At 64.2% G+C, this 21,237-nt stretch carries 21 protein-coding genes; 19 read left to right on the forward strand and 2 right to left on the reverse strand.

Annotated features, from left to right (window positions below; genetic code table 11):
• Positions 1-44 precede the first annotated feature (44 nt).
• The 10 genes from FHY05_RS17125 to FHY05_RS17170 all read left to right on the forward strand — a co-directional run bounded on the left by FHY05_RS17125 (position 45) and on the right by FHY05_RS17170 (position 8,313).
• Positions 45-1,280 carry a molybdopterin-dependent oxidoreductase gene (locus tag FHY05_RS17125; protein WP_183945783.1) on the forward strand — a complete coding sequence of 412 codons (1,236 nt, stop codon included), beginning with the start codon at positions 45-47 and terminating at the stop codon, positions 1,278-1,280.
• Between the two features lie 12 nt (positions 1,281-1,292).
• Entirely contained in the window at positions 1,293-1,775 is a 483-nt protein-coding gene (locus tag FHY05_RS17130; RefSeq protein WP_021224435.1) for a cytochrome c, read from the forward strand.
• A gap of 145 nt (positions 1,776-1,920) precedes the next feature.
• Positions 1,921-2,301: a hypothetical protein gene (locus FHY05_RS17135; protein ID WP_183945663.1), complete on the forward strand. Its 381-nt coding sequence runs from the start codon at positions 1,921-1,923 to the stop codon at positions 2,299-2,301.
• Positions 2,302-2,316: 15 nt separating this feature from the next.
• On the forward strand, positions 2,317-2,679 hold the full coding sequence (locus FHY05_RS17140) for a hypothetical protein (protein WP_183945664.1): 363 nt from the start codon (positions 2,317-2,319) through the stop codon (positions 2,677-2,679).
• A 100-nt stretch (positions 2,680-2,779) separates the two neighbouring features.
• Positions 2,780-3,241: a hypothetical protein gene (locus FHY05_RS17145; protein ID WP_183945665.1), complete on the forward strand. Its 462-nt coding sequence runs from the start codon at positions 2,780-2,782 to the stop codon at positions 3,239-3,241.
• Between the two features lie 824 nt (positions 3,242-4,065).
• Positions 4,066-4,527 carry a DUF736 domain-containing protein gene (locus FHY05_RS17150; protein WP_183945666.1) on the forward strand — a complete coding sequence of 154 codons (462 nt, stop codon included), beginning with the start codon at positions 4,066-4,068 and terminating at the stop codon, positions 4,525-4,527.
• Positions 4,528-4,608: 81 nt separating this feature from the next.
• On the forward strand, positions 4,609-5,718 hold the full coding sequence (locus FHY05_RS17155) for a DUF2493 domain-containing protein (protein ID WP_183945667.1): 1,110 nt from the start codon (positions 4,609-4,611) through the stop codon (positions 5,716-5,718).
• Between the two features lie 740 nt (positions 5,719-6,458).
• The gene (locus FHY05_RS17160) at positions 6,459-6,791 is read left to right on the forward strand and encodes a hypothetical protein (RefSeq protein ID WP_183945668.1); all 333 of its coding nucleotides are present in this window, start codon (positions 6,459-6,461) and stop codon (positions 6,789-6,791) included.
• A gap of 316 nt (positions 6,792-7,107) precedes the next feature.
• Complete coding sequence (locus tag FHY05_RS17165; protein ID WP_132910653.1) at positions 7,108-7,407, forward strand: hypothetical protein; 300 nt, start codon at positions 7,108-7,110, stop codon at positions 7,405-7,407.
• 324 nt (positions 7,408-7,731) lie between these two features.
• Positions 7,732-8,313 (forward strand): hypothetical protein, encoded by a 582-nt coding sequence (locus tag FHY05_RS17170; protein ID WP_183945669.1) that lies wholly within the window; start codon positions 7,732-7,734, stop codon positions 8,311-8,313.
• A gap of 178 nt (positions 8,314-8,491) precedes the next feature.
• Here the strand turns inward: FHY05_RS17170 and FHY05_RS17175 are convergent, their stop codons facing one another.
• Positions 8,492-8,692, reverse strand: a complete 201-nt coding sequence (locus FHY05_RS17175) for a hypothetical protein (RefSeq protein WP_409321843.1) — start codon at positions 8,690-8,692, stop codon at positions 8,492-8,494.
• Positions 8,693-9,260: 568 nt separating this feature from the next.
• Here FHY05_RS17175 and FHY05_RS17180 point away from each other — a divergent pair.
• From FHY05_RS17180 to FHY05_RS17220, 9 genes are all read left to right on the forward strand, one after another.
• Complete coding sequence (locus FHY05_RS17180) at positions 9,261-9,551, forward strand: hypothetical protein (protein ID WP_260181666.1); 291 nt, start codon at positions 9,261-9,263, stop codon at positions 9,549-9,551.
• Positions 9,538-11,880 (forward strand): type IV secretion system DNA-binding domain-containing protein, encoded by a 2,343-nt coding sequence (locus tag FHY05_RS17185; protein ID WP_183945671.1) that lies wholly within the window; start codon positions 9,538-9,540, stop codon positions 11,878-11,880. The genes FHY05_RS17180 and FHY05_RS17185 overlap by 14 nt, the downstream gene beginning before the upstream one ends.
• Position 11,881: 1 nt before the next feature.
• Positions 11,882-15,142: a MobF family relaxase gene (mobF, locus tag FHY05_RS17190; RefSeq protein WP_183945672.1), complete on the forward strand. Its 3,261-nt coding sequence runs from the start codon at positions 11,882-11,884 to the stop codon at positions 15,140-15,142.
• Between the two features lie 8 nt (positions 15,143-15,150).
• Positions 15,151-15,885, forward strand: coding sequence for a type IV secretion system DNA-binding domain-containing protein (locus FHY05_RS17195; RefSeq protein WP_183945673.1), 735 nt, complete (start codon positions 15,151-15,153; stop codon positions 15,883-15,885).
• Entirely contained in the window at positions 15,870-16,373 is a 504-nt protein-coding gene (locus tag FHY05_RS17200) for a DUF2726 domain-containing protein (RefSeq protein WP_183945674.1), read from the forward strand. The genes FHY05_RS17195 and FHY05_RS17200 overlap by 16 nt, the downstream gene beginning before the upstream one ends.
• On the forward strand, positions 16,370-16,657 hold the full coding sequence (locus tag FHY05_RS17205; protein WP_183945675.1) for a hypothetical protein: 288 nt from the start codon (positions 16,370-16,372) through the stop codon (positions 16,655-16,657). Before FHY05_RS17200 ends, FHY05_RS17205 begins: the two co-directional genes overlap by 4 nt.
• The gene (locus FHY05_RS17210) at positions 16,644-17,414 is read left to right on the forward strand and encodes a hypothetical protein (RefSeq protein ID WP_183945676.1); all 771 of its coding nucleotides are present in this window, start codon (positions 16,644-16,646) and stop codon (positions 17,412-17,414) included. The genes FHY05_RS17205 and FHY05_RS17210 overlap by 14 nt, the downstream gene beginning before the upstream one ends.
• Positions 17,415-17,430: 16 nt before the next feature.
• Positions 17,431-18,279 (forward strand): CsgG/HfaB family protein, encoded by an 849-nt coding sequence (locus FHY05_RS17215; RefSeq protein WP_183945677.1) that lies wholly within the window; start codon positions 17,431-17,433, stop codon positions 18,277-18,279.
• Between the two features lie 1,238 nt (positions 18,280-19,517).
• Positions 19,518-20,186 (forward strand): ParA family protein, encoded by a 669-nt coding sequence (locus tag FHY05_RS17220; protein ID WP_183945678.1) that lies wholly within the window; start codon positions 19,518-19,520, stop codon positions 20,184-20,186.
• A 393-nt stretch (positions 20,187-20,579) separates the two neighbouring features.
• Here the strand turns inward: FHY05_RS17220 and FHY05_RS17230 are convergent, their stop codons facing one another.
• Positions 20,580-21,020 (reverse strand): hypothetical protein, encoded by a 441-nt coding sequence (locus FHY05_RS17230; RefSeq protein ID WP_183945680.1) that lies wholly within the window; start codon positions 21,018-21,020, stop codon positions 20,580-20,582.
• Positions 21,021-21,237: the final 217 nt, after the last annotated feature.

The following is a 21,237-nucleotide window of genomic DNA, read 5'->3' on the forward strand; positions in this document are numbered from 1 at the left end:
CCCCTTCGATCCGCCAGCGTGACTGGCCACAGGAGAGCCTTGTCATGGACAATTTCGACGCCGGGCTGGCGAGTGAGACCAGCCGTCGCCGCTTTCTCAGGCATGCCGCGCTCGGTACCGCCGGCCTTGCCGCCGCGCCTGCGCTGGCGCAGCAGCTCGTCGACCTGAAGCTGCCCGGCGGCAATGCCGAACGGCCGATGACCAGCGCCTTTCCCGGCAAAGGCAGCATGATCCTTCAGCGCGTCCATCCGCCTTTGCTGGAGACGCCGATGGAGGTGTTCGACAAGTCGGTGTTCACCCCCAACGACCAGTTCTTCGTCCGCTGGCACTGGGCCGATATCCCGACCTCGATCGATGTCGAGACTTTCCGCCTCAACGTCTTCGGCCACGTCAATCGGCCGCTGTCGATCAGCCTCGCTCAGCTGCTGCGCCTGCCGCGGGTCGAGATGGCGGCGGTGAACCAGTGCTCGGGCAACAGCCGCGGGCTGTTCCAGCCGCGCGTCGCCGGCGCGCAATGGGGCAATGGCGCGATGGGCAACGCCAAGTGGCTCGGTGTGCGCCTGCGCGACGTGCTCGACCTCGCCGGGGTCAAGGCAGGCGCGGTGCAGGTGCGCTTCGGCGCTCTCGATCAGCCGGTCGTGGCGGGCGCCCCTGACTTCGAGAAGGCGCTCGACATCGACCATGCCCGCGACGGCGAAGTGATAATCGCCTTCGGCATGAACGGCGAGCAGCTGCCGCTCCTCAATGGCTTTCCCTGCCGGCTGATCGTGCCGGGCTGGTACTCGACCTATTGGGTCAAGATGCTGAACTCGATCGAGGTACTGCCCGGCCCCGACGACCAGTATTGGATGGCCAAGGCCTACAAGATCCCCGCGACGCCGGGCGCGAATGTCGCGCCCGGCGCCAGAGACTTCCCGACTGTCCCCATCAACCGCATGATCCCGCGTAGCTGGATGACCAGCCTGCCCGATGGTCAGGCGATCGCCTTTGAAGCGTCGATCCCGGTCGGCGGCATCGCAATGGGCGGCGACTGCGGCGTCGCCAAGGTCGATGTGTCGTCGGACGGTGGCCGCACCTGGTACAGGACGACGCTCGGAGCGGACGAAGGAAGGTACAGCTTCCGGCGCTGGGACGGGCGGGTGCCGCTGAGACGCGGGCCTAACCCCATCATGGTGCGCTGCTGGAACACCAACGGTGTCGCTCAGCCGATGAAGCCGATCTGGAATCCCGGCGGGTTCATGCGCGGCAATATCGAGACCACCACCATCATCGCGGCCTGAGGAGCGAGTAGCATGAAGACCCCGTCTCCCGGCATCATGGCCGCTGGCCTGATCGGCCTGACCGGCATTATCCTCGTCTCGATCGGGGCGCCGAGCAGCCGCAAGGCGCCTGCCCCGATCTCCGAGACATCCGAGCCGGCACCGCCCACCAGCGTCTCAGCCCGCGGCTTTTCGCTCGCCTCGACCAGCGTCGACCTGCCGGTCGATGACGCTACCTACCCCGATGGTCCGCACGCCGACGTCATCAACGCCAACTGCACTTCGTGCCACTCGGCCAGCATGGCGCTAACTCAGCCTGCGCTATCGGCGGACCAGTGGAAGGCGACCGTCACCAAGATGCGTGAGGTGTACAAGGCGCCGGTGGCCGAGAAGGACGTTGACGCGATCGTTGCTTATCTCACCGCTATGCCGAGCCAGAAAGCGGCACCCGCAACCGGCAAGGCACAGGATCCCGACCCCAAGGTGGCTCCTGATGTCTCAGGTGGAACCGGATAAGCAAACCTCTCGCATAATCTAAAAAGGCGATTTCGACAGACGATCGGCAGCCTTCAGTAGGACTTTTTCAACAGCCACAGCCGTTATCCTGACTGTCCCTGCGATAGCCGCCGTGCTGATCGCCGGCGCTACATACGTCCACTCCATGAACCGTCGTCCGGTCATGCCAGAGGTCGTCGTCGACGTTCGAACGCCGCAAGGTGGACGCAACTCGCCACTGATGCTCATCTACGGCGAGGCAGGCAGTGACCCTCTTCGAAGCGGCACGCTCGCGCCAGACCAGCGGATCGCACAATGTCAGACCGTCGGTAGCCGGTGCGTCAGCCCGGCTGCACGACGCGAGTTCGCGATGCCTCGACAAGGTCCGCAGAGCCTTCAGATCCGCCTCTTCAACGGCGCCGGGAACCCCATCGTCGGCGCAGTGACCTGGAGCGGCTCCTGGCACCCGTCACAGGTGCGCCTCACCTGCGACCTGCGCATCACCGACGTGCGCAGCGCATGCGCGGTGTCGAGCTACACGGCCTGATCCAGAGCGTAGCTGGTGCAACCGTTCGACCCACAGGTCCTCGCGACGATCCTCTTCTTCCATGCCATACTCATCGGCATCCCGGCGCTGATCGCTGCCAGCATCACCGCTGGTATCGCTCTGGCGGCCAAGCGGCTGAGCGGGTCGCCCCTGCCTCACCTGGTCTACGTTGCGATCGGCTCCGCCCTGCCCTTGCTCATGCTTGCAGGAGGCTTCTACCTCGCCTTCCCATGGCCGTGGTGGCAGCCCGACACCCTCCCGATCGACGGCTTCCCGCCCGGCCCTGTCCTTGTCGAGGCGGGGTATGTCTCTTGGCCATTCACCCTGTGGATCAGTCGCGCCATCCTCCTGCGTAACCGTAGCCGTACGAGCGGATGATCGGCTTTTCATTCCTACACATCGGACTCAATCTGGCTCCTGGTGCCTTTCGACGCCTGCGAAGAGCAAATAACGGGTCTTGTCGGACTGAGAGGACGCTATGTTAGATTTGATTGTCATTTTGTTCGCCGGTGTCTCTACCGCTGACGCACCCACGCCGGCAGTGGTTTGCGAAGTCGGCCGCGTTGCGCTTCGAGACCTCGAGATTCCTCATTCAAAATCGGGTGACACCTCCTACTATGTCGACGTTGACCCGACCCATCCGGGCCTGTTGAAATCCTGTCCTGAGCTTCGCGAGATGCTTCCTGCGGGGTATTCAGCCGCGGATAACGCGGCGTGGTCACGCGCCAATGTTCACGCTCCTGTACCCGGAAAGCCCATTTCACCTACGTTCATCTACAGCTTCGGCGTTCCCAAGGTTTCTGCCGATGGGAAGTCCGCAACTGTCGAATGGAGCTACACTTGCTCGGGCTTGTGCGGAGGAGGTCTCGTGTCGCGCTATGTTCGGACGTCGCAGGGCTGGCGCCTCGACGGCAAACCCCAGATGAAGTGGGTCTCTTAGGAGCTTAGCTCCAACGGCTTCACGCTTCAGCTCGCCATCTGAGTTGCAGGGCCACCCCGCCCGAGGGGCGGGGCCGGGCTCTAGTCGGCTAAAGCCGACCGGAGCCCCGCTGAAGCGGGTCTCCGCCGCAAGCGGTCACGATCCCTTGTCCGGGTCCCGAGACGCCTCCACGGCGCTCCTGAGGCGTCTGACGCGGATGCGCGGCGCTGCCCCCTGCCCTCTCCTCACGCGGCTTATCCAGCTCGGCGGGCACCGCCGGCAGCCTGCGGCTGGGGAATCATGCGCTTGCGCGCATGATGATTGTTTGTTGGGCCAATGATCTCATCGCACCCTTCGCCGTCTCTCAGTGTCTCTGCGTGCCAGACCCGTCCGACGGGGTCGGCGTCAAAGGAGAATTGCCAGCAGAGCTGGCAATGCTTTTATTTGTTTGAAGACGCCTCAACAAGAATAACGGTTTCTACCGCTAAAGCGGCAGACACTCCGTGATTCGTGTTGACCCCGCCGGCCGCGCCTGCCTCTTGAGCCCCTGCGAGGACGGCTCCGGGTGCGATGAGATCACAGGCCGGGGCTACGCCCATCAAACATCGTTCCTGTTAATCTGAATTGCTCGCTAGCGCGATCAATGCGTATTTGATTCGATTAGTTACGCTCCCTAGTCGGGAGCTATTTGTGCTCGGACTCACCAGGTACGATGACAAAGGCGTCAAGAAATCAATGTGCTTCAATACTTGGAGGGAAGGGGGTAAAAGAAAGATGTCGGGAGGGGAAAGGCCCCAAGCCCAGACAACAGGGGGACAGGCCCCCGCCTAGATGGAGTAAGTGCTATGAACATCGGTCAGTTCGCCGTCGTCAAGGGCCAGCTTCTCGGCTCGATCGCTACCGCCACCATCGACCTGCCGCGCCTCGGCCTGCGCGCGACCAACAGCACCAACGAGCGCGCGCCCGCCTTCGAGATCATGGTCCTGAACGTCGCTAAGCGCTGGGTGCAGATCGGCGCGCTGTGGGAGCTTAAGAGCAACAGCACCGGCGAGGTCTTCTTTCAGGGCAAGCTCGACGACCCCAGCCTGAGCGAGCCGCTGCAGATCATGCTCTTCGGCAACATGGAGGAAGGTTACCGCGTCGTGTGGAACCGCCCCGAGCCGCGCCAGTCCAATCTGGACGGCAGCCGCAGCAACCGCCGCGCCGCCCGCACCACCAACGCCGACGACTTCGCGGGCAACGCGACCGACGATGGTCAGATCACCGACGAGCAGGTGAACGACCCGGATTACGTCCCGCAGATGTAACCACCACCGAGACGGGCGGGGAGAGGGGTGCAACCCTCCCCCAGCCCTAGCCGAAACCACCCTGCCAAAGGATTTGCAGCCATGACGAACGGCCCGACCTCCCGCCGCTTTACCAGCTTCGCTGCCATGGGCGAAGCCCTGAACCCCGCCGCCCGCAACGACACGCCCGATTGCAGCGCGCAGGACGACAGCGCCGAGCACGACCAGCGCGCGACCGACGCGGCCGACGATGCCGCCGAGAGCCACGCCGAGGCGACCGCCACCACCAACTTTCAGGACGCGTTCGGCGACGTCGGCGCGCTGTCCATCGTGGAGTTGGGCGGCGAGCGGCAGGAATTGGACATGCCCGAGCCGATCGAGGCGCAGCAAGATTGCGCGGCGATCATGGCAACCTTGTTCGATCTGTTCCGCGACACCCGCCTAGAGGCGAGCGCGCAGGCCATCGCGTGGGGCTTCGTCAATTCCTTCCACTACGAGGCGCAGAAGCTCGAGCGCGAGGAGGATCGGCTTTGCGCCGAGCTTTCCGACATGACGCGCCGCATGGACCCTTCCGAAATCTTCGCGGTGGAGATGGAGGAATTGCAGCTTCGCGCCCAGACCAAGACCGAGCAGCGCGCCGCTATCGAATGCATGCGCGACTATGCCGCCGACTGCTACCGCGCGCAGACCGGCCACCCTTGGTCCCCGGCGCGCGGCTCGAAGGTATCGAGCGGCGGAACGGCAAGCCAGATCGCCGCAATCGACTTCCTGAAAGCGCGCGCGACCGACCACCGCGAGAAGCGCAATCCCACCGGCCCGCTTGTCGTCTTCTCGGGCGGTCAGGAGTGGCACGACTGGCAACAGCTTTGGGCGAAACTCGACCAGATCAAGGCGCGCGTGCCCCACATGACGCTTTGCACCACCGCGCAGCGCAAAGGCGCCGACGCCATCGCCGCATCATGGGCCGCGAGCCGCGACGTGACCCTTATCGCCTTCACCCCGAACACCGCCCGCTATGGCAAGCGCGCCGGGTTCGTCCGCAACGAGCAGCTGGCCAACCTCAACCCGGTTGAGGCGGTTGTCTGTCAGGGTTCCGGCCTTCAATCCAACCTGTTGCAGGTGCTGAAAACCGCCCGCATTCCCACCCACGCTTTCCGGATCGACGGACAGGCCCCCGCCCCCGTCGCTACCCAGCGCGCCGCGTTCGGTTGACCGGCTCGGGCGGCGCGCTCCCCCTCGCGCCGCCCTCCCCTTTCCTTGGCAGGAAACCACTAGGCCAGCGACGGGCGAGCCCCGGCGCTGGCCCCTTTTCGCCAGTGTCGCTTTGTGGGGGAAACCCTACTGGTTTCCCCCACGCCAGGTGATCGGGCGCGCGACGCCTTGGCGCGGCCCCGGCGGGCCGCACCTGGTCGCCGCGCGCCCGATCACCTTCCCCCTTCCGGTAAGGCGCTGCCGCACGCCCGCGGCGCCGGCGAGCTGCGCCGAGATACACCGCAGTTTGTTAGGACCTGCACGCTAGAGCCGCGTCGTCCACGGCCGACCGGGGGATGACGGCCCGGCCAGCTGGCGAGCGGTACCCGGGATCTGCCACCGCCATCTTGGCGACCGTCTTCCCGCTGAAAGGGGTTTCGGGTCGGCCGTGGACAACCCCCGCCCCACCCCTCTCGCTCGCTTCGGTCCGGCCCTTCGGCCTGCCCTTGCTACGCCTCGACCGGGGAAGCGCCGGCGCGGGCATCGAGCCCGCCCCGGCGCTGCTGCCGCGAGAAAAAACTCTCTCTCAAGACGTCCCAGTGTGTTGGCCGGGGCGGCGAGCCTCAAGGACGGCGGGGCCCCACCATTTTGCTCCGCATAATCGTGACCCCCACCGCCGCTGACGCGGCCGCTTCGCGGTCCTTGACCCTCACCGCCCCGACCAACGCGAGGACACCGTCATCAAGACGAAGGAGACGGTCATGGACACCATCAACACGCAGCGCAGCTACGCCACCCACGAAGCCGGCTACCTCGCCGCGCAACGCCACGGGTTCCAGACCATCCGGCGACTGGAGAATGCGCTCCGGGAGCGTGACGGATGGGCCGGCCGATACACCGGACGCTGGGATCTGGAGCTGGAGGAGATGGTGGTCGATGAAGACTGCTCCGCCGACTATGAGGACGCACACAAGTTCGCCGAGGGCATCGCGGCCGAAGCAGCACGCGGGAACGCGCGCGGAATCATCATCGCACAGGGCCGCACCGACGAAGCGGCGCTGATGATCCTCGCGGCACGCCCCACGCCGGGGTGAGGCTCGAGGCGCGCGCGGCGCCCGGCTCGCTCGCTTCGGTCCGGCCCTTCGGCCTCCCCTTGCTACGCGTCGGCCGGGCAAGCGCCGGTGCGGGCATCGAGCCCGCCCCGACGCTGCTGCCGCGGGGGGAAACTCTCTCTCAAGTCGTCCCAGTGTGTCGGCCGGGGCGGCGAGCCTCAAGGACGGCGGGGCCCCACCATTTTGCTACGCAAAATCGTGACCCCCACCGCCGCTGACGCGGCCGCTTCGCGGTCCTTGACCCTCGCCGCCCCGACCGACGCGTGAGCATCGTCACAGAGACGAAGGAGGAACAGACATGCAGGTCACGTTGTTTCAGGCCCTGATTTCGGCTAATATCGCCGAGGATGTGGCTGCGCGTGCAGTCGCCGCTGTCGAGGAACACATCGACATGACTGTCGGGGACGCGATCAAACCACTTCAGGCCGAGATGTCGGCACTTCGCACGACCGTGGATGCCAAGCTCGGCACCATGGAGGCGAAACTCGAAGCCGGTTTGAAGGGCATGCAGACCTCGATCGACGGCCTCAAGTGGTTCCTGATTTTGCAGGGCACCGCACTGGTCGGGATCGCCAGCTACGTGCAGCTCGTCAAGTAAGTCAGCGGGGCCGTGAGGCTCCGCTCCACCTGTCGAAAACAAGGGCTGCTCGGGCGACCGGGCGGCCCTTTTCGTTGCGGGCTTGACCCCTGCCCCGGTCCGGCTCGCTCGCATCGTGCGGCCCCGTCGGGCCGCCCTCGCTACGCCTCGGCCCGGGGAAGCGCCATGGCGGGCATCGAGCCCGCCCTGGCGCTGCTCGCGCGGCGGTCGGCGAGGTCAGTCTACACCGGGCCATGACAGCCCTTTCGCCACAACGAGCGGGCAGCACATCCTCGCCGGAGAGGAGGGAGAAAGAGAGACGCGGTTTCAACGAAGGAGGTCGAAATGACCATCACGTTCCGCGTCGACGACGGCCATAACATCCTGTCGCCCTCCCCTGCCGTCATCACCCCCGACCAGCTCGGCGCGTTGCGCGATCTGCTCGGCCGCCATGTCGTGCGCAGCGGCGTCGCCATGGTGGTCCCGATCCATGGCGATCCGGCGGCCGGATCGTTCGAGATCGAGGTCCGCGTCTGCCCGCTCGCGCTCGCGTCGATCGCGCGCTGTTTCGACTGGGACCCGGCCGTTATCACCGTCGTCGACGAGGCTCAGTTCCTCGGCCGCCGCGCGCGCATCTGGCAGACCGAACCGGGCGGTGACATCAGGCTCGGTCTTGGCCTCAACCCCGACGCTGCGCCCGAGTTGGAGGTCGCCAACGGCAATGCCTACGCGATCCTCGCCAGCCTCGGTCTGGACGAGGAAAGCTGCGGTGCCGTGCCGATGTCGGAGGTGCGCGAGCGGCTCATGGATCCGCGTATCCGGCGACGGCTCGACGACGATCCGCACATGACCCGCTACGTCGAGGCATTGACCACCATGGCGGCGCTGAAATCGGTCGACGGCGAGTATCATCTCGCATGGGCCTGACGGCCCTGCTCGACACCGACAGCGACCCACAGGGACGCCCAGCCTAACGGCTGGCGCGTCCCTTTTTTTTGCCTGCGAATCTCAAGCCGGCTGCGCCTCTTCCCGACCGAAAAGAGAACGGCCGCACAGGGTAGCAGCCCCGTGCGGCCATCGCCGTGACCATCGGTCTCGAACCGGCTCAGGCTGTCGCCGTGAGCCGCTTCTCCACCTCGTCGACGCCCAGCGTCTTCACCGCCTTCATCAGCCCCTCAAGTCGATCGAGCGGGAGCTTCAGCAGCCCTGCCCTCTCGACCGTTCCGACAGCCGCCTCACGGACCTTCGCCTGATGCGCCTGACGGCGCTCGGCGAGCTTCCGCTCATCGGCCTCGATCGCGGCCATTTCAGCGTCCAGTGACTTCGCCATAGTCTTGCCTTTCGGTCAGGCTCATCGGCTTCTGAACGGCGCTGTTATACCGACCACACTCGCGATCTGGAAGCCACCTCGCAGCACCGGCGAGCAACCCCGGAGACGACCTATGAAACAGCCTTGGCCGCGCCTCGCCAACCCGGCGCGAGGCGCCACTGAAAGCCTGCTATTCCGCCTCACGGCGGGGCAGATCCCGGCGGAAGACCGGGACACGCCCGGAGCCTCCTCGAAGGACCAAGGGGGTCAAAGCGGCACGGAGGATTCGGGACTACAGTAGTGCACACCCTACGCAAGCTTCGCTTGCCGTTTTCCCAGGTTTTCTGCGGCTTTTGAGGTGCTCAAGTGCTGATTACATTGCGGTACGCTTTGCGGTACAGTGTATTACACCAAGAAATCGGCAGATTTCCGCCGGTTTGTGCGTAAGACGATGTAGTACGCCCTCGTCTCTGCCGCTAGATCGATCTTGCATCACGAGGACTGATCGAGTAAGCAGAGGGTCCTCCTTAGGAACCACCAGCCCCCCTGCTAGGAGGCTGGTTCGTTGAAAACCTCGCGCCCTTACACGCTCCGCGTGCCTCACGATCTGCGTGAGCGCATCGACGCTCAGGCTGAGCGCCAGAGGTGCTTACCGTCTGAGCTAATTCGACGCGCAGTTGTCCATTATCTCGATGGTCATCAGCGACTGTCGGATAGCGAGCTACGCCACCTCCGCGTCGCCGAATACACGCAGGTTGCGCTCGACGCGATCATCCGGGAAGAACACCCGGAGCTGCGCGATACGCTGGTGCTCGAGACGGACCGCCGCATGGAGCGTTACCATGGCGCGCGATGACCCCAAGGGCACGCGGCGCGACATCCGCAACAACCGTCTGGCGATCCCGCAGGAGCACCATTCCTCGCGCGGCGATACTCCCCGCAACTCAGGCAATTTCACCCGCGGTTCGCAGCTCCTGAACACCCAGGTGCTGATGTGGCTGCAGGGGGCCAAACTGCCGGTCCTGATGTGGCTCGGCGTGTTCGCCCTCGCCTACGTCATCATCCTCTCCATCACTCTCGACGAGAACAACGTGCAGCTCATCTGCATGCGGATCCTCTCGAGCCTCTGGAATTGGGTCGCTCTCGACAATCTGAAGCAGGTCGATCTCCGCATGCCGGATGGTAGCCTGCACCGCACGATCATGGGCTATGTGTCCTACGTCCCGGAGGTCGTGCGCGCCTGGGACAAGGCGGTTCGCGGCGTCATCGGATCGGCGATGATTGCCACCTGTGTGACGGTGCCGCTGGCCATCTGGTTCGTCGATTTCTCCAAGCGCCGTGGCAAGGCGATGATCCAGGAGCGCCACGAGCGCGGCGCCATGCTGGTCGAGCGCGATCTGCTCTACGCCGAGATCGTCCAGCACAACAAAATCGAGTTCGTGAAGGAGGCTCAGACCCTCTTCCCCGGCAAGACCGCGAAGGAGGTGCTGAAGCTGCCGTTCGGGGCGCGGAAAGCCGGCGGCATCCACCACCCCTATTACATCGCCGGCATCCCCTACCCGCACCGCCTCGAGCAGTCCCATACGATGCTGCTCGGCACCACCGGCTCGGGCAAAACAACGGCGCTGCGCAAGCACATCCAGCAGATGCGCGAGCGCCAGGACAGCGCCGTCGTCTTCGACCTGACGGGGGCCTATGTGGAGGCCTTCTACGACCCCGAGCGCGACACGATCCTGAACCCGCTCGATGCGCGCTGCCCGGCCTGGTCGATCTTCAACGACTGCACCACCTACAGCGAGTTCACCGCCGCGGCAGCCGCCCTGATCCCGTCGGATGGCGGGGCGGCTGAGCCCTTCTGGGCGCTCGCCGCGCGCACCCTGTTCATCGAGATGTGCATGAAGCTCATCGAGAAGAACATGATGTCGAACCAGGCACTGGCCGACAACCTCATGACGGCCGACCTGAAGCAGGTTCACAAGCACCTTGCGAAGACGATCGCGGACCCGATCACGGCGCCCGAAGCGGCGAAGATGGCAGAGTCGATCCGGGCCGTTTTCAACACCAATGCGCAGGTGCTGCGCTTCCTCCCCGACACCGGTCCGACCTACTCGATCAGGGGATGGATGACCGGCGAGAAAAAGCCCGGCTCGATCCTCTTCATCACCTCCAACTACACCGACCTCGAGATGAACCGGGCGCTGCTGACGCTGTGGTCCAACCTCGCGATCCACTCGCTCATGACGATGGCGAAAACCCGGTCGCTCAGGACCTGGTTCATGTTTGACGAGCTGGGCGCGCTGCACCGCCTGCCGGCGATCGAAAGCGGCCTCCAGACCGCGCGAAACTACGGCGGGGCGATGATCCTCGGTCTGCACTCGTTCGACAAGCTCGTGCAGGTCTACGGCGAGGAAAACGCGCGCAACCTGTCGTCACTCGCGCGCACCAAGCTGATCCTCGCCGCAGCCGACCTCGACACTGCCGAGCAGTGCGCACGATACATCGGGAACCGCGAGATCCGGCAGATGGATGAGGGGTATAGCTACGGCTACAACAGCACCCGAGACGCCTCGACCCTGACGCCCCGCAAGCAGATCGAGCCGCTCGTCATCCCCGACGACATCACGAACCTGCCGTCGATGCACGGCTTCATCAAATTTCCCGACGGTTTTCCCGCCGCGCGCATTCAGCTCGAGTGGGAGCATTATCCCAAGGTCGCGGAGGGCTTCGTGCCCCGCAAACCGGACAAGCCGGACGACGCCGGGTCGAGTGTGCGCGGAGGTGGAGGCAAGCCGAAAGGTGGTGATGACGAAGGCGGGCGTGGGGAGTCGCTGGCGCTGACGGAGGACGAGGTGACGCCCGCGAACGAGGCGAACAACCTCGCCGCCAGCATCCTCTCACAGCCGACCGAGGGCGAGCTGGACCGGTCCAACGACGGCCTGTCGCTCGATGCCACTGCAAGGGGCAGTGGCGACCCGCGTGCCGCGTCTTCCAGCGAGCGTACCAGCGACGAAGATCGCGACGAGCGCGCTAAGTCGATGAACGGCCAAAGCGTAGTGCCGCAGCCGGAGCATCGTGACCGCGGCGACCGCACGTCGATGGACGAACGCTCCGAGGATCTGTCGATCCGGGAGGCACGCGACGCCTTCCCCGATGAGATCGACGACGGCCTGGGCATGGGCGACTGACATGCACTCGATCGCAAGCGTGAAGTCGGCCTCGGGCGCGGCGAAATACTTCACCAAGGACGACTATGTCGCCGGTGCCTATTACACCGACGAGAAAGCCGGCGAGGTCAGCCTGTGGGGCGGTGAAGGCGCGGCCGCAGCCGGCCTCACCGGTACCGTCACGCAGGAGGCGTTCAGCAAGGTCCTGCACGGCGAGCTGCCGTCGGGCGAGGAGGTCGACCAGCGCGCCGGTCGCCGCACAGGCTACGACCTCACCTTCTCGGCGCCGAAGTCGGTGTCGATCATGGCCTATATCGCTGGAGACAAGCGCATCCTCGGGCCCGACGGCGCGCACACCAAGGCGGTTCAGCAGACGATGCGCTGGGTCGAGAAGAACCTCGCCGAGACCCGCATCACCAAGGACGGCAAGACCGAGACGGTGAAGACCGGCAACCTGGTCTATGCGCTCTTCCAGCATGACACGAGCCGCGCGCTCGACCCGCAGGCCCACATCCACGCGATCACCGCCAACATGACGATGGGACCGGACGGCGAGTGGCACGCGCTGCACGCCGACAAGATCTGGGCCAACAACACCCTCATCGGTGCGATCTATCACGCCTACCTGCGCAACGAGCTGGAGAAGCTCGGCTACCAGCTGGTCGCCAGCGGCAAGAACGGTACGTTCGAGATCGTCGGCGTGCCGAAGGAGGTGCTCGACACCTTCAGCCAGCGCCGTGAACAGATCCTCGAGAAGGCGGCCGAGCTCGGCATCGTCTCACCCAAAGGGCGCGACGGCGTCACCGTCACCACCCGCGATCCGAAGCTCAGCATCGAGGATCGCGATGGCCTGGTGCTCGAGTGGATGAAGGAGGCGGCCGAGAAAGGTTTCGACGGAAAGGAGCTGCTCGACAACGCGACGCGGCTCGCTGCCAAAATGGAGCAGCGTGAAGGCGCCGGGCCGATCGCGCGCAGCTACCACGCCATCGCCGACGCCGTGAAGGTTGCGCGCGACACCGTGTCCGGGATGCTGCGCTCGCCGGATCCTTTGATTGATCGCGGCATCGTTCGCCTGTCGCAGACCCCCGGTCAGGCCGGCGCGCAGATCGCTGTCGCCTCAGCAATCCGCAGCCTCAGCGAGAACGAGGCTGCCATCGAGAAGAACCAGATCGCCAAGAAGGCGCTCAACTACAACATATCCGGAGTCACGATCGAACAGGTCGAGGCCCGCATCGAGCAGCTGATCGAGAAGGGCAAGCTGCTGCCGGGAGAGATCCGCCACGAAGGGCGGATGGTGGAAGCCGTGACGACGCCGGAGGCGCTCAGGACCGAGGAGAAGATCCTCGAGCGGGTGGAGGCAGGCAAGGACAGCGCAAAGGCGCTGGTGGCGCCCTCAGAGGCTCCAGACCGCCTGCAGGCCGCCTCCCCTCACCCGCTCAACGAGGGACAGCTCGCAGCCGCCACGCTGATCGTCTCCACCACGGATCGTGTCGTAGCCGTTCAGGGCATCGCCGGCGCAGGCAAGTCGACCATGCTTCAGGCGGTCGCGCGCGTCGTGGAGGCCGAGGGCAAGTCGGTGCTCGGCCTCGCCTTTCAGAACAAGATGGTGACCGACATGAAGCAGGGCATGGCGCGGCCCGACGCCATTCCGGCGCGGGAGATGTCGGTCGATCAGATGGAGGCGGTCGGCGTCAGCGCTGAGACGCTCGCTCACTTCATTTGGCACAACGAGAAGCACGCCACCAACCCGAACACGCCCGCAGCGCAGGCTCGGCGCGACGAGCTGAAGGATACCGTCATCGTCGTCGACGAGACGTCGATGGTGTCGAACGATCAGATGCTGAAGATGCTGACGATCGCGGAGGCGCTCGGCATCGAGAAGATCGCGCTCATCGGCGACCGCCAGCAGCTGCTCCCCATCAACGCCGGTAAGGCGTTCGCGATGATGCAGGCGGCCAGGATCGGTTTGGCGCGCATGGATGAGAACCTGCGCCAGCAGACCGACCAGCTGAAGACCGTGGCCGCCCTCGCCAACGTCGGCCGCTCCGGCCAGGCGATGAAGGTGCTCGGCGACAAGGTGGTCGAGCATGAGGATCCCGCAGCGAAGGCGTCCGAGCTGTGGCTGGAGCTGACACCCGCGGAGCGGGCAGAAACTGCCATCTTCGCTTCCGGGCGCGCGACCCGAGCGGCCATCAACAAGGCGGTGCAGAAGGGCTTGCTGGATGAGGATACGCTGAAGGGCGACGGGTTGTTCGTGACCGTCATTCAGAACGTCAACCTGCCGAAGGAGGACCTCCGTTACGCCCAGTCCTACGCGAAGGGCCAGCGGCTCGAGGTGAAGGGCTACGTCGCCGAGCTCGATCTCAAACGCGGCTCGGCGGAGGTGACGCGCGTCTTCGCGAACGGGAAGGTCGAGATTGTCAAAGACGGCCAACGGATCAGGTTCGATCCGCAGAAGATTGATCCCATGATCGGCCGGGATCGCATGTCGCTTGCCACGCTCGAGACGATCAAGATCCACGAAGGCGACCGCATCCGCTGGACCGACAACGACAAGGAACGCGGCATCGACAATGCCTCCTTGGCGACCATCACGGGGATTGAGGGCGGCAAGGTCACCGTCGAGCTGGCGAACAAGGAGAAGCTCACACTCGAGAAAGGTGATCCGATGATGCAGCGGATGGACCTCGCCTACTCGCTCAACATGCACATGGCGCAGGGTGTTACGACAAACAAAGCCATCACGGTGATGCTCAGTTACGAGCGCAACCTCTCCAATCAGCGCCTCTTCAACGTCGGGGTGACCCGCATCCGCTTCGACCTAACCATGGTGGTCGACAATCAGGAGAAGCTCGAGCGGCAGCTCGATCGCAACCGCGGTGACAAGACTGCGTCCTTGGAAAGCCTAGGTCGCCTCGACATCGACGGCACATCCTCGCGCAACCAGTTGGCAGACGATGCCCTGAGTGCCGCGGCCGCGTCACTTGACCATGATGAGGTCGGCAAGACGCTCTTCGACGTTGCCAGCCTCGATCTCACCGACCTGCCCGACATGGGCAAGTCGGAGACGGATTACTCCGATCCGAAGCAATTCGACGCCGACACCCCGTCGACCGATCGTAAGAACGGCGAGGATCACGAGAAGCCCGCCGAATTGCGCAAGGATGACGAGCTCGGGCTGCGGCCGCTCAACATGGACGACCTGAGCGCCCTGCCCGCCATGCCTGCAATTGCCGACCAGATACCCGGATTGCCGCAGAAGCACCTTGGCCTGGACATGTGAGGAGCGACATGACCCTTATCGTTGAAGGCACTTTAGACACCCTCCCGAAGGCAGTGCTGCGGGATTTGGTCGATCTGGCGCGACGCGATGGCGAGCGCCTGGTCATCATCGACAATGGCTACGATCTGCCGTCGACGATTGCCGATCCGCAGATCGACCTCCTGCTCGACCCGGCGTTCGGAAATTGGGACTTCTTCGCCGATCACCTATCGCATCAGGATTTCGCGCGAGCGGCAGAGGCGATCACGGCGTCGCCGCACGGAGGGTTGTTCTTCCATCAGGTGACCGCCCTGCTGGTTGAGGAGTTCTTGCACAGCGAAGCCGGCGAGCCGGGCGGCAGTCTCGCCGGTGTGCGAAAGCGGGCCCTGTCGCTTCAACCCGGTGAGGTGAGGTCGTGGCTTGAACGCCTCGAGCTTGCGTCCGGTGACGAGGCGGATCGCCTGTCCTTCTCTGTGCTCGCCTACCTCGTCCTGAGCTGCAGCTTTTGTCCGTACGAGGGCAAGCGGCCTCGCGTCTCAGTTCGGCGCTGGTTGGCCGGAGCGCCCGGCAGCATCCTTTTCATGGCGTCCGGCCCAGGCGGGCGCGATCCCATGATCGCCGCGGCGATCGCGTGCATCGTCGAGCTGGAGGCAGCTGCTGGTCGCACGGTCCATCTCGCAGGAAAGCCGGACGAGACCGGCAAGAACATAGCGGCAAGACGTGCTCTGCAGGTAGCCGGAGGTAGCCAATGGACCGGTCGATAGCTCTGCTCGTCGCCATCGTATGCGTCATTGCTATCCTGAAAGCGCTCGGCGCGGGCAACCTGTTCGGTCCGCCGCGACCGGTTGCCAAGCGCTTCCTGACGCCGCGCGAGACAGCGATGCTGACGACGCTGGAGCGTGCCCTGCCCCACTGCCGCATCCACGCCCAGGTTGCGATGGGCGCGCTGCTGCAGGTGCCGAATAACCCACTGCGCAAGCGCAAGCTGTCCGATCGCAACGCATTCTCGCAGAAGATCGTCGACTTCGTGGCACAGGACCGAGCGACTGGCGCGATCCTCGCTCTGATCGAGGTCGATGACCGCAGTCACCATGCCGGGCGCGACCGCGTACGTGACGAGATGACCGGGCATGCGGGTTACCGGACGATCCGCATCCCCGGCCGCGTCCAACCCAACTACCACGACGTCGTCGCGATCGTAGGCCACCTCCGCCTTCCGATCTCGCCGACCCTCGATGGTCAGCCCGCGTGACGCGCGTTGTTGCCAACGATGTCGCTGAAGGCGGTGCCGACCTGGCGGAGCTGGCGGCCGAGTATCGTACCCTCGCCTTCAAGATCATGGAGCGATCGAACGTCGCCGCGGCCCACCTCGTCCTCGCCGCTGCCACGCTGGCGCCCGAGTGTGAGCAGGAGCGTGAGGTCGCGGACTATTTCGGTGAGGTGGTCGCTGCCTTTGCCGACCAGCTGGCTGCGATCCACCGCCGCAGGCGCCTGCAGCAGCTTCGACAGGGGGAGCAGCTCGATGGGCCTCGATGACCGTGACTACATGCGCGAGCGCTATCGAAAGCGTCAGGGCCTCGACCAAGGCGAGACGACCTGGAACGACAAGAAGGCACGGCGTGAGCAGTCCAGCGCCGGCTACAAGAAGGCGGTGCCGCTCGGTAGCGCCAGCTGGATCGGTAAGCCGATTAAGACGAAGAGCAGCGGGAGCGGAGGCGGTGCCTGGTTCGCAGCCAAGAACCGCGGCTTCGACTATCAGAAGGGGCGCTTCCGCCCTCCCCCTCCCCTCTTCAAGCCGCACCCCTTGCAGGGATTGGTGCTGCTTCTGTCAGCGGTCGGCATCCTCATCCCGGCCTATCGTGAGGCAAAGCGGGCCGGCTGGTTCCCGGACAGAACACCAGAGATCGCGTTCCCGGCAACCGGTACCGTCACCGTGAGCAACGACGTCAACCCGCTCAGTGCGACCTCGCGGATGACGGTCGCAACCGACCAGGCCAACGCCGTCGTCCAGCTTTTCAAGCCCGAAACAGACGCTCACGTTATCTCGGTCTATGTTCATCGTAACGATGATGTCACAGTCCCCGTGCCTCCTGGCACCTACCGGATGAAGATCATCGAGGGGGACAAATGGCACGGCACGACGAGCTATTTTGGGCCGTCGACGACGTACGAGACGGTCGTGCGACCGATGGTCTTCACCCGCCGGCGCGGCGCCGGGATCGATCTTCATCGATCACCGGCCGGCACTCTCCATACGAGCATCAACATCAAAGATCCGAAGCCACTGAATTGAACCAAGGGAGGGTACAATGCACAGGACACTCGCACTCATTTCGCTGCTGGCGCTGACAACGGCGCCAGCGCTGGCACAGAAGACCGGCAAGGGCGGCATCGGCATCGACGAGACCACTGAGGTGCCGCGATGCGACCGTTCGCTTGGGACGATCGCGCTGGTTGAGGAACGTGCTGCAGGCGGCCCCGAGGAAGGTCTGCCGCCCGGTCTCGCCGCTATGATGCGGATGGCGCAGGCGCAAAATGGGGGAAGCCAGCGTGTCGACCCCCTCCCCCTCCTAAAGCTGCTCGTAGCGCAGTCGGGTTGCTTCCAGGTGGTCGACCGCGGTGAGGGCTTCGACGCTCTCCAACGCGAGCGCCAGCTCGCTGCCGGCGGCTCGGTTGCCGGAGCGAACAACCAAGCGACGCTCAAGGCGGCCGACTACCTGCTCCAGGCGAAGGTGCTCTACTCGGACAACGACTCCGGTGGCAGCGGAGGTGGGCTCGGGTCGATGTTCCCCGGCGGCCTCGGCTTCAAGCAGAAGGTCAAATCGAGCCAGACCATGCTGACACTGGTCGAGGTGAAGACCGGCATTCAGCAGGCGATCGCGACCGGGTCGGCAAGAAAGAAGGACATCTCCGTACTTGGTGGGGGCCTCCTCGATAACGCCGGCGTCGGCGCACTCGGCGGAACCTACACCAGCACCGACATGGGGAAGATAACCTCGCTTGCCATGCTTGACGCCTTCCGGAAGCTGACGACGCAGGCGCAATCGCGCATCGCACCCGCTGTCGTTGCCTCCCCTACCCCGCAAGCTCCGCCGGCAGCGACCGGCGTCGTTGCCGGAAGTCCGCCTGTCTCGAACACCGCTGCTCCTAGGCAGTGAAGAGAGGGGGAGAGGAAGGGACGGATGGTCGATGTGCTGTCCGAACCCCACCCTCCTCTCCCCTCCAAACCAAAGGCGCAGCGATGAAGCCGCAGACCCGCCAACGCGATCTATTTCAGTCGACGGCAGATAGCTGGTGCGATGGCGCGGTGTCGAAGGCGCCGGAGTGGCCGGCTCCGCCCATCGCCATACCATGCGGCTACACCGCCAAAGATAATCGCCCCTGTCACCGGCTCGCCCATCGACCGGTTATGATCGAAGGCGAACATCTCACGTGCCGGGGCCGCCCGATGCTCTTCTGCGATCCGGTCTGCTATGAAGGCCTTCAGTCGACGGAAGACGCCGCGGCGAGGAGATCGTCGTAAAACATATGCAGCACGTACGTCACCTTAGCTCGCCTGTTTGCGGCTACTGCCGAACGCCATTTGCGCCGTGGCCGCCGGAAGGCATCATTGAGCCCTGTCAATCGTGTAAGCGGCCGTCCGTTTTCATCACGATTTTCTGGACTCGACCAAGCCGGATATTAGGCACTGGTCTGCTGAGCGCCGGGACGTCACTGTACGGCATTGCCACGCTAAGCTTGGTCCTAGCGTTCATCGTCACACCCTCTTCCGCTCGCGAGTTTGTCAAAGCATTCACCCTCCTCCTTTTCCTGATTGGGTCGGTGCTCGCGGTGGACGGCATACTAGCCTTGCGGACGGGCGTTGATCTGACCTGGCGCAGGCTCCGGTATGGAACGGCAGCGAAGGTGATGGGCGCCGGCAAGCTCGCTGCCGCGGCCTTCGCACTCATGCTGGTGCTTACGGGTGTCAGCATCTAATCAGGACTAATCCGGTTAGCCGAAACACCGGATTTGGGCGATTACCCGGTAAGCTGATAACCCGGGAGCCAAGCGCCGCAGCTACGCTCAGGCACAGGAGCTAGAAAGCATATCCTAAGGGCAAGCGCGGGCTAACTCGGCCGGTCGACGATGGCGGGCATATTCGCCAGATGGGGCGCTCGCTTACCGGATAAGCCACAATACCCGGTTTGGACCTCAACCGGATGACTGCACTAACCGGATTTGCGAAAAAACCGGATTGCGAGAAAAACCGGGTGTGAGCTATAACCGGGTTATCGACGTTATCCGGTCTGATGAGCAACCGGGTATGTTTGCTAATCCGGTGTTGATGCGCACCCGGTGATTACCGGGTTAGAGGAATCATCCGGTTAGCGCGGGTAGGGGTTGAGGAGGTTGGATGCCGACGATCGCCATCGCGTCACCGAAGGGTGGCGCAGGGAAGAGCACAACAGCGGTTATCCTTGCGACACAGCTGGCTCATGCCGGCGTTCCGGTGACTTTGCTCGACTGCGACCCGAACCGATCGGTCAGTCTGTGGGCTTCTCGGGGCCAACGGCCGGAGCGTATCAAGGTCATTGCTGAGGTGAGCGAGTCCACCATCATCAAGACGATCAAAGAGAATGATCGTGACGGGCACATCGTGGTTGTGGATCTAGAGGGCGTGGCATCTCGCCTGATGTCACGTGCCATTTCTCAGGCCGACTTGGTTCTAACGCCGATGAGGGCGACGACGCTCGACGCCACGGTCGGCTCGCGTACGGTGGCCCTGATCCAGGAGGAAGAGGAAGCACTAGGTCGAACGATTCCTTTATCCGTCGTCTTCACGATGACGAAGACTGTCAAATCTAAGCAGCACTCTGGCATCGCGGCCTCGTTGAGAGGGCAGGGTGTCCACGTCATCGAGCCCGATCTTCTCGAACGCGCGGCATTCTCGAGCCTGTTCGAGTTTGGCGGTGATCTCTACACAATGCCACCCCAGGGCAACGCGGACGCGGCCCGCAACAACGCCGAGCAGTTCGCCAAAGCGGTGATGAAGCGCCTGATGGAGGGCTTGAACAATGAGTGATGCCCCGTTCAGCATCGACCTAACCCGCCTTAAGAGCGTGGGGAAGCGGACTGACGAGCGTACCGTGGCCGCCGCGGACGCGACGGCCGCAGACCATGGCTTCGTCGCGCGCACGAGCCCGACTGGGCGGAGAGGGCGGCAGCCAAGTCCCCGGACTGGTCAGATCCACGCCAAGGTATTGCCGCACGTGTCCGACGCGATCGCCAACGAAGCTCAGCGCCGGGGCGTCACTCAGGGCGTCATCATTGAGGAGGCGTGGGAGCTCTACCTGAACCGCAACGAGGGGTAGAGCGGCGCACACATACCGGATTATCTTCCTTATCCGGTAATTCGCTTAATCCGGTTGGTAGCGGCTGACGCTGAGCCTGTGACCCCGAGATAGGGGCGCAAATGTCAGCGAACGGGAGCGAACGTCTCCATGTGTCGTCTTAGCTGCCCGCCCAATATCCTGGCCTCACGGTCCATCTGGTCTTCCATCATAGCCCAAATCGCCTTCGCGGCGACGCAGTAGCCCTGCGGATCACTCCGGATATGATCGTCGGACCAGGTCGCGATATGCTCGTCGGATAGGAGGCGCCGTGCTCTGAACGCGACTAGAAAATCGGCGAGGTCCAAGCGGCTCTGTTCGTCGGCGCCCTCTAGCAGGAACGGAGAGACGACATCGCTAATGAACTGCGACCTACGGCGGCTCGCCGACGTAAGGTTCAAGCGGGCGCGGCTCAGACCAGCTATGTCCCGACAACCCTCTTCGCAATGCCGTTGTATCTCGGCGATGCCAGCTCTGATTGTTTGATGATGCCTCTCCAGCGTCTGAAGCATCTCGGCACCCTGCATGACCGAACCTCTTACCTTCGACTGTGGCGACCCGTCGTGTGGCATTATGGTTACTAAGGGAGGCCTGAACCTCCCACACTGACGATAGCAACTCTTGTGCCGCCACTTAGGACTAATGGCTAGAGGCGTTTTTTGCACATGCGATCGGTAAGAAAGCCTGTCCCAGAATAGGCTATGCCCGGTGAACAGCCGAAGCCTGACCCATAGGAGCAGAAGA

Source organism: Sphingomonas sp. BK580 (assembly GCF_014194975.1).
Classification (GTDB): domain Bacteria; phylum Pseudomonadota; class Alphaproteobacteria; order Sphingomonadales; family Sphingomonadaceae; genus Sphingomonas.

Coding starts and splice junctions, on each gene's coding strand:
- FHY05_RS17125 (WP_183945783.1), top strand. CDS start 45: ATGGACAATTTCGACGCCGGGCTGGCGAGTGAGACCAGCCGTCGCCGC.
- FHY05_RS17130 (WP_021224435.1), top strand. CDS start 1,293: ATGAAGACCCCGTCTCCCGGCATCATGGCCGCTGGCCTGATCGGCCTG.
- FHY05_RS17135 (WP_183945663.1), top strand. CDS start 1,921: ATGAACCGTCGTCCGGTCATGCCAGAGGTCGTCGTCGACGTTCGAACG.
- FHY05_RS17145 (WP_183945665.1), top strand. CDS start 2,780: ATGTTAGATTTGATTGTCATTTTGTTCGCCGGTGTCTCTACCGCTGAC.
- FHY05_RS17150 (WP_183945666.1), top strand. CDS start 4,066: ATGAACATCGGTCAGTTCGCCGTCGTCAAGGGCCAGCTTCTCGGCTCG.
- FHY05_RS17155 (WP_183945667.1), top strand. CDS start 4,609: ATGACGAACGGCCCGACCTCCCGCCGCTTTACCAGCTTCGCTGCCATG.
- FHY05_RS17160 (WP_183945668.1), top strand. CDS start 6,459: ATGGACACCATCAACACGCAGCGCAGCTACGCCACCCACGAAGCCGGC.
- FHY05_RS17165 (WP_132910653.1), top strand. CDS start 7,108: ATGCAGGTCACGTTGTTTCAGGCCCTGATTTCGGCTAATATCGCCGAG.
- FHY05_RS17170 (WP_183945669.1), top strand. CDS start 7,732: ATGACCATCACGTTCCGCGTCGACGACGGCCATAACATCCTGTCGCCC.
- FHY05_RS17175 (WP_409321843.1), bottom strand. CDS start 8,692: ATGGCCGCGATCGAGGCCGATGAGCGGAAGCTCGCCGAGCGCCGTCAG.
- FHY05_RS17185 (WP_183945671.1), top strand. CDS start 9,538: ATGGCGCGCGATGACCCCAAGGGCACGCGGCGCGACATCCGCAACAAC.
- mobF (WP_183945672.1), top strand. CDS start 11,882: ATGCACTCGATCGCAAGCGTGAAGTCGGCCTCGGGCGCGGCGAAATAC.
- FHY05_RS17195 (WP_183945673.1), top strand. CDS start 15,151: ATGACCCTTATCGTTGAAGGCACTTTAGACACCCTCCCGAAGGCAGTG.
- FHY05_RS17200 (WP_183945674.1), top strand. CDS start 15,870: ATGGACCGGTCGATAGCTCTGCTCGTCGCCATCGTATGCGTCATTGCT.
- FHY05_RS17210 (WP_183945676.1), top strand. CDS start 16,644: ATGGGCCTCGATGACCGTGACTACATGCGCGAGCGCTATCGAAAGCGT.
- FHY05_RS17215 (WP_183945677.1), top strand. CDS start 17,431: ATGCACAGGACACTCGCACTCATTTCGCTGCTGGCGCTGACAACGGCG.
- FHY05_RS17220 (WP_183945678.1), top strand. CDS start 19,518: ATGCCGACGATCGCCATCGCGTCACCGAAGGGTGGCGCAGGGAAGAGC.
- FHY05_RS17230 (WP_183945680.1), bottom strand. CDS start 21,020: ATGCAGGGTGCCGAGATGCTTCAGACGCTGGAGAGGCATCATCAAACA.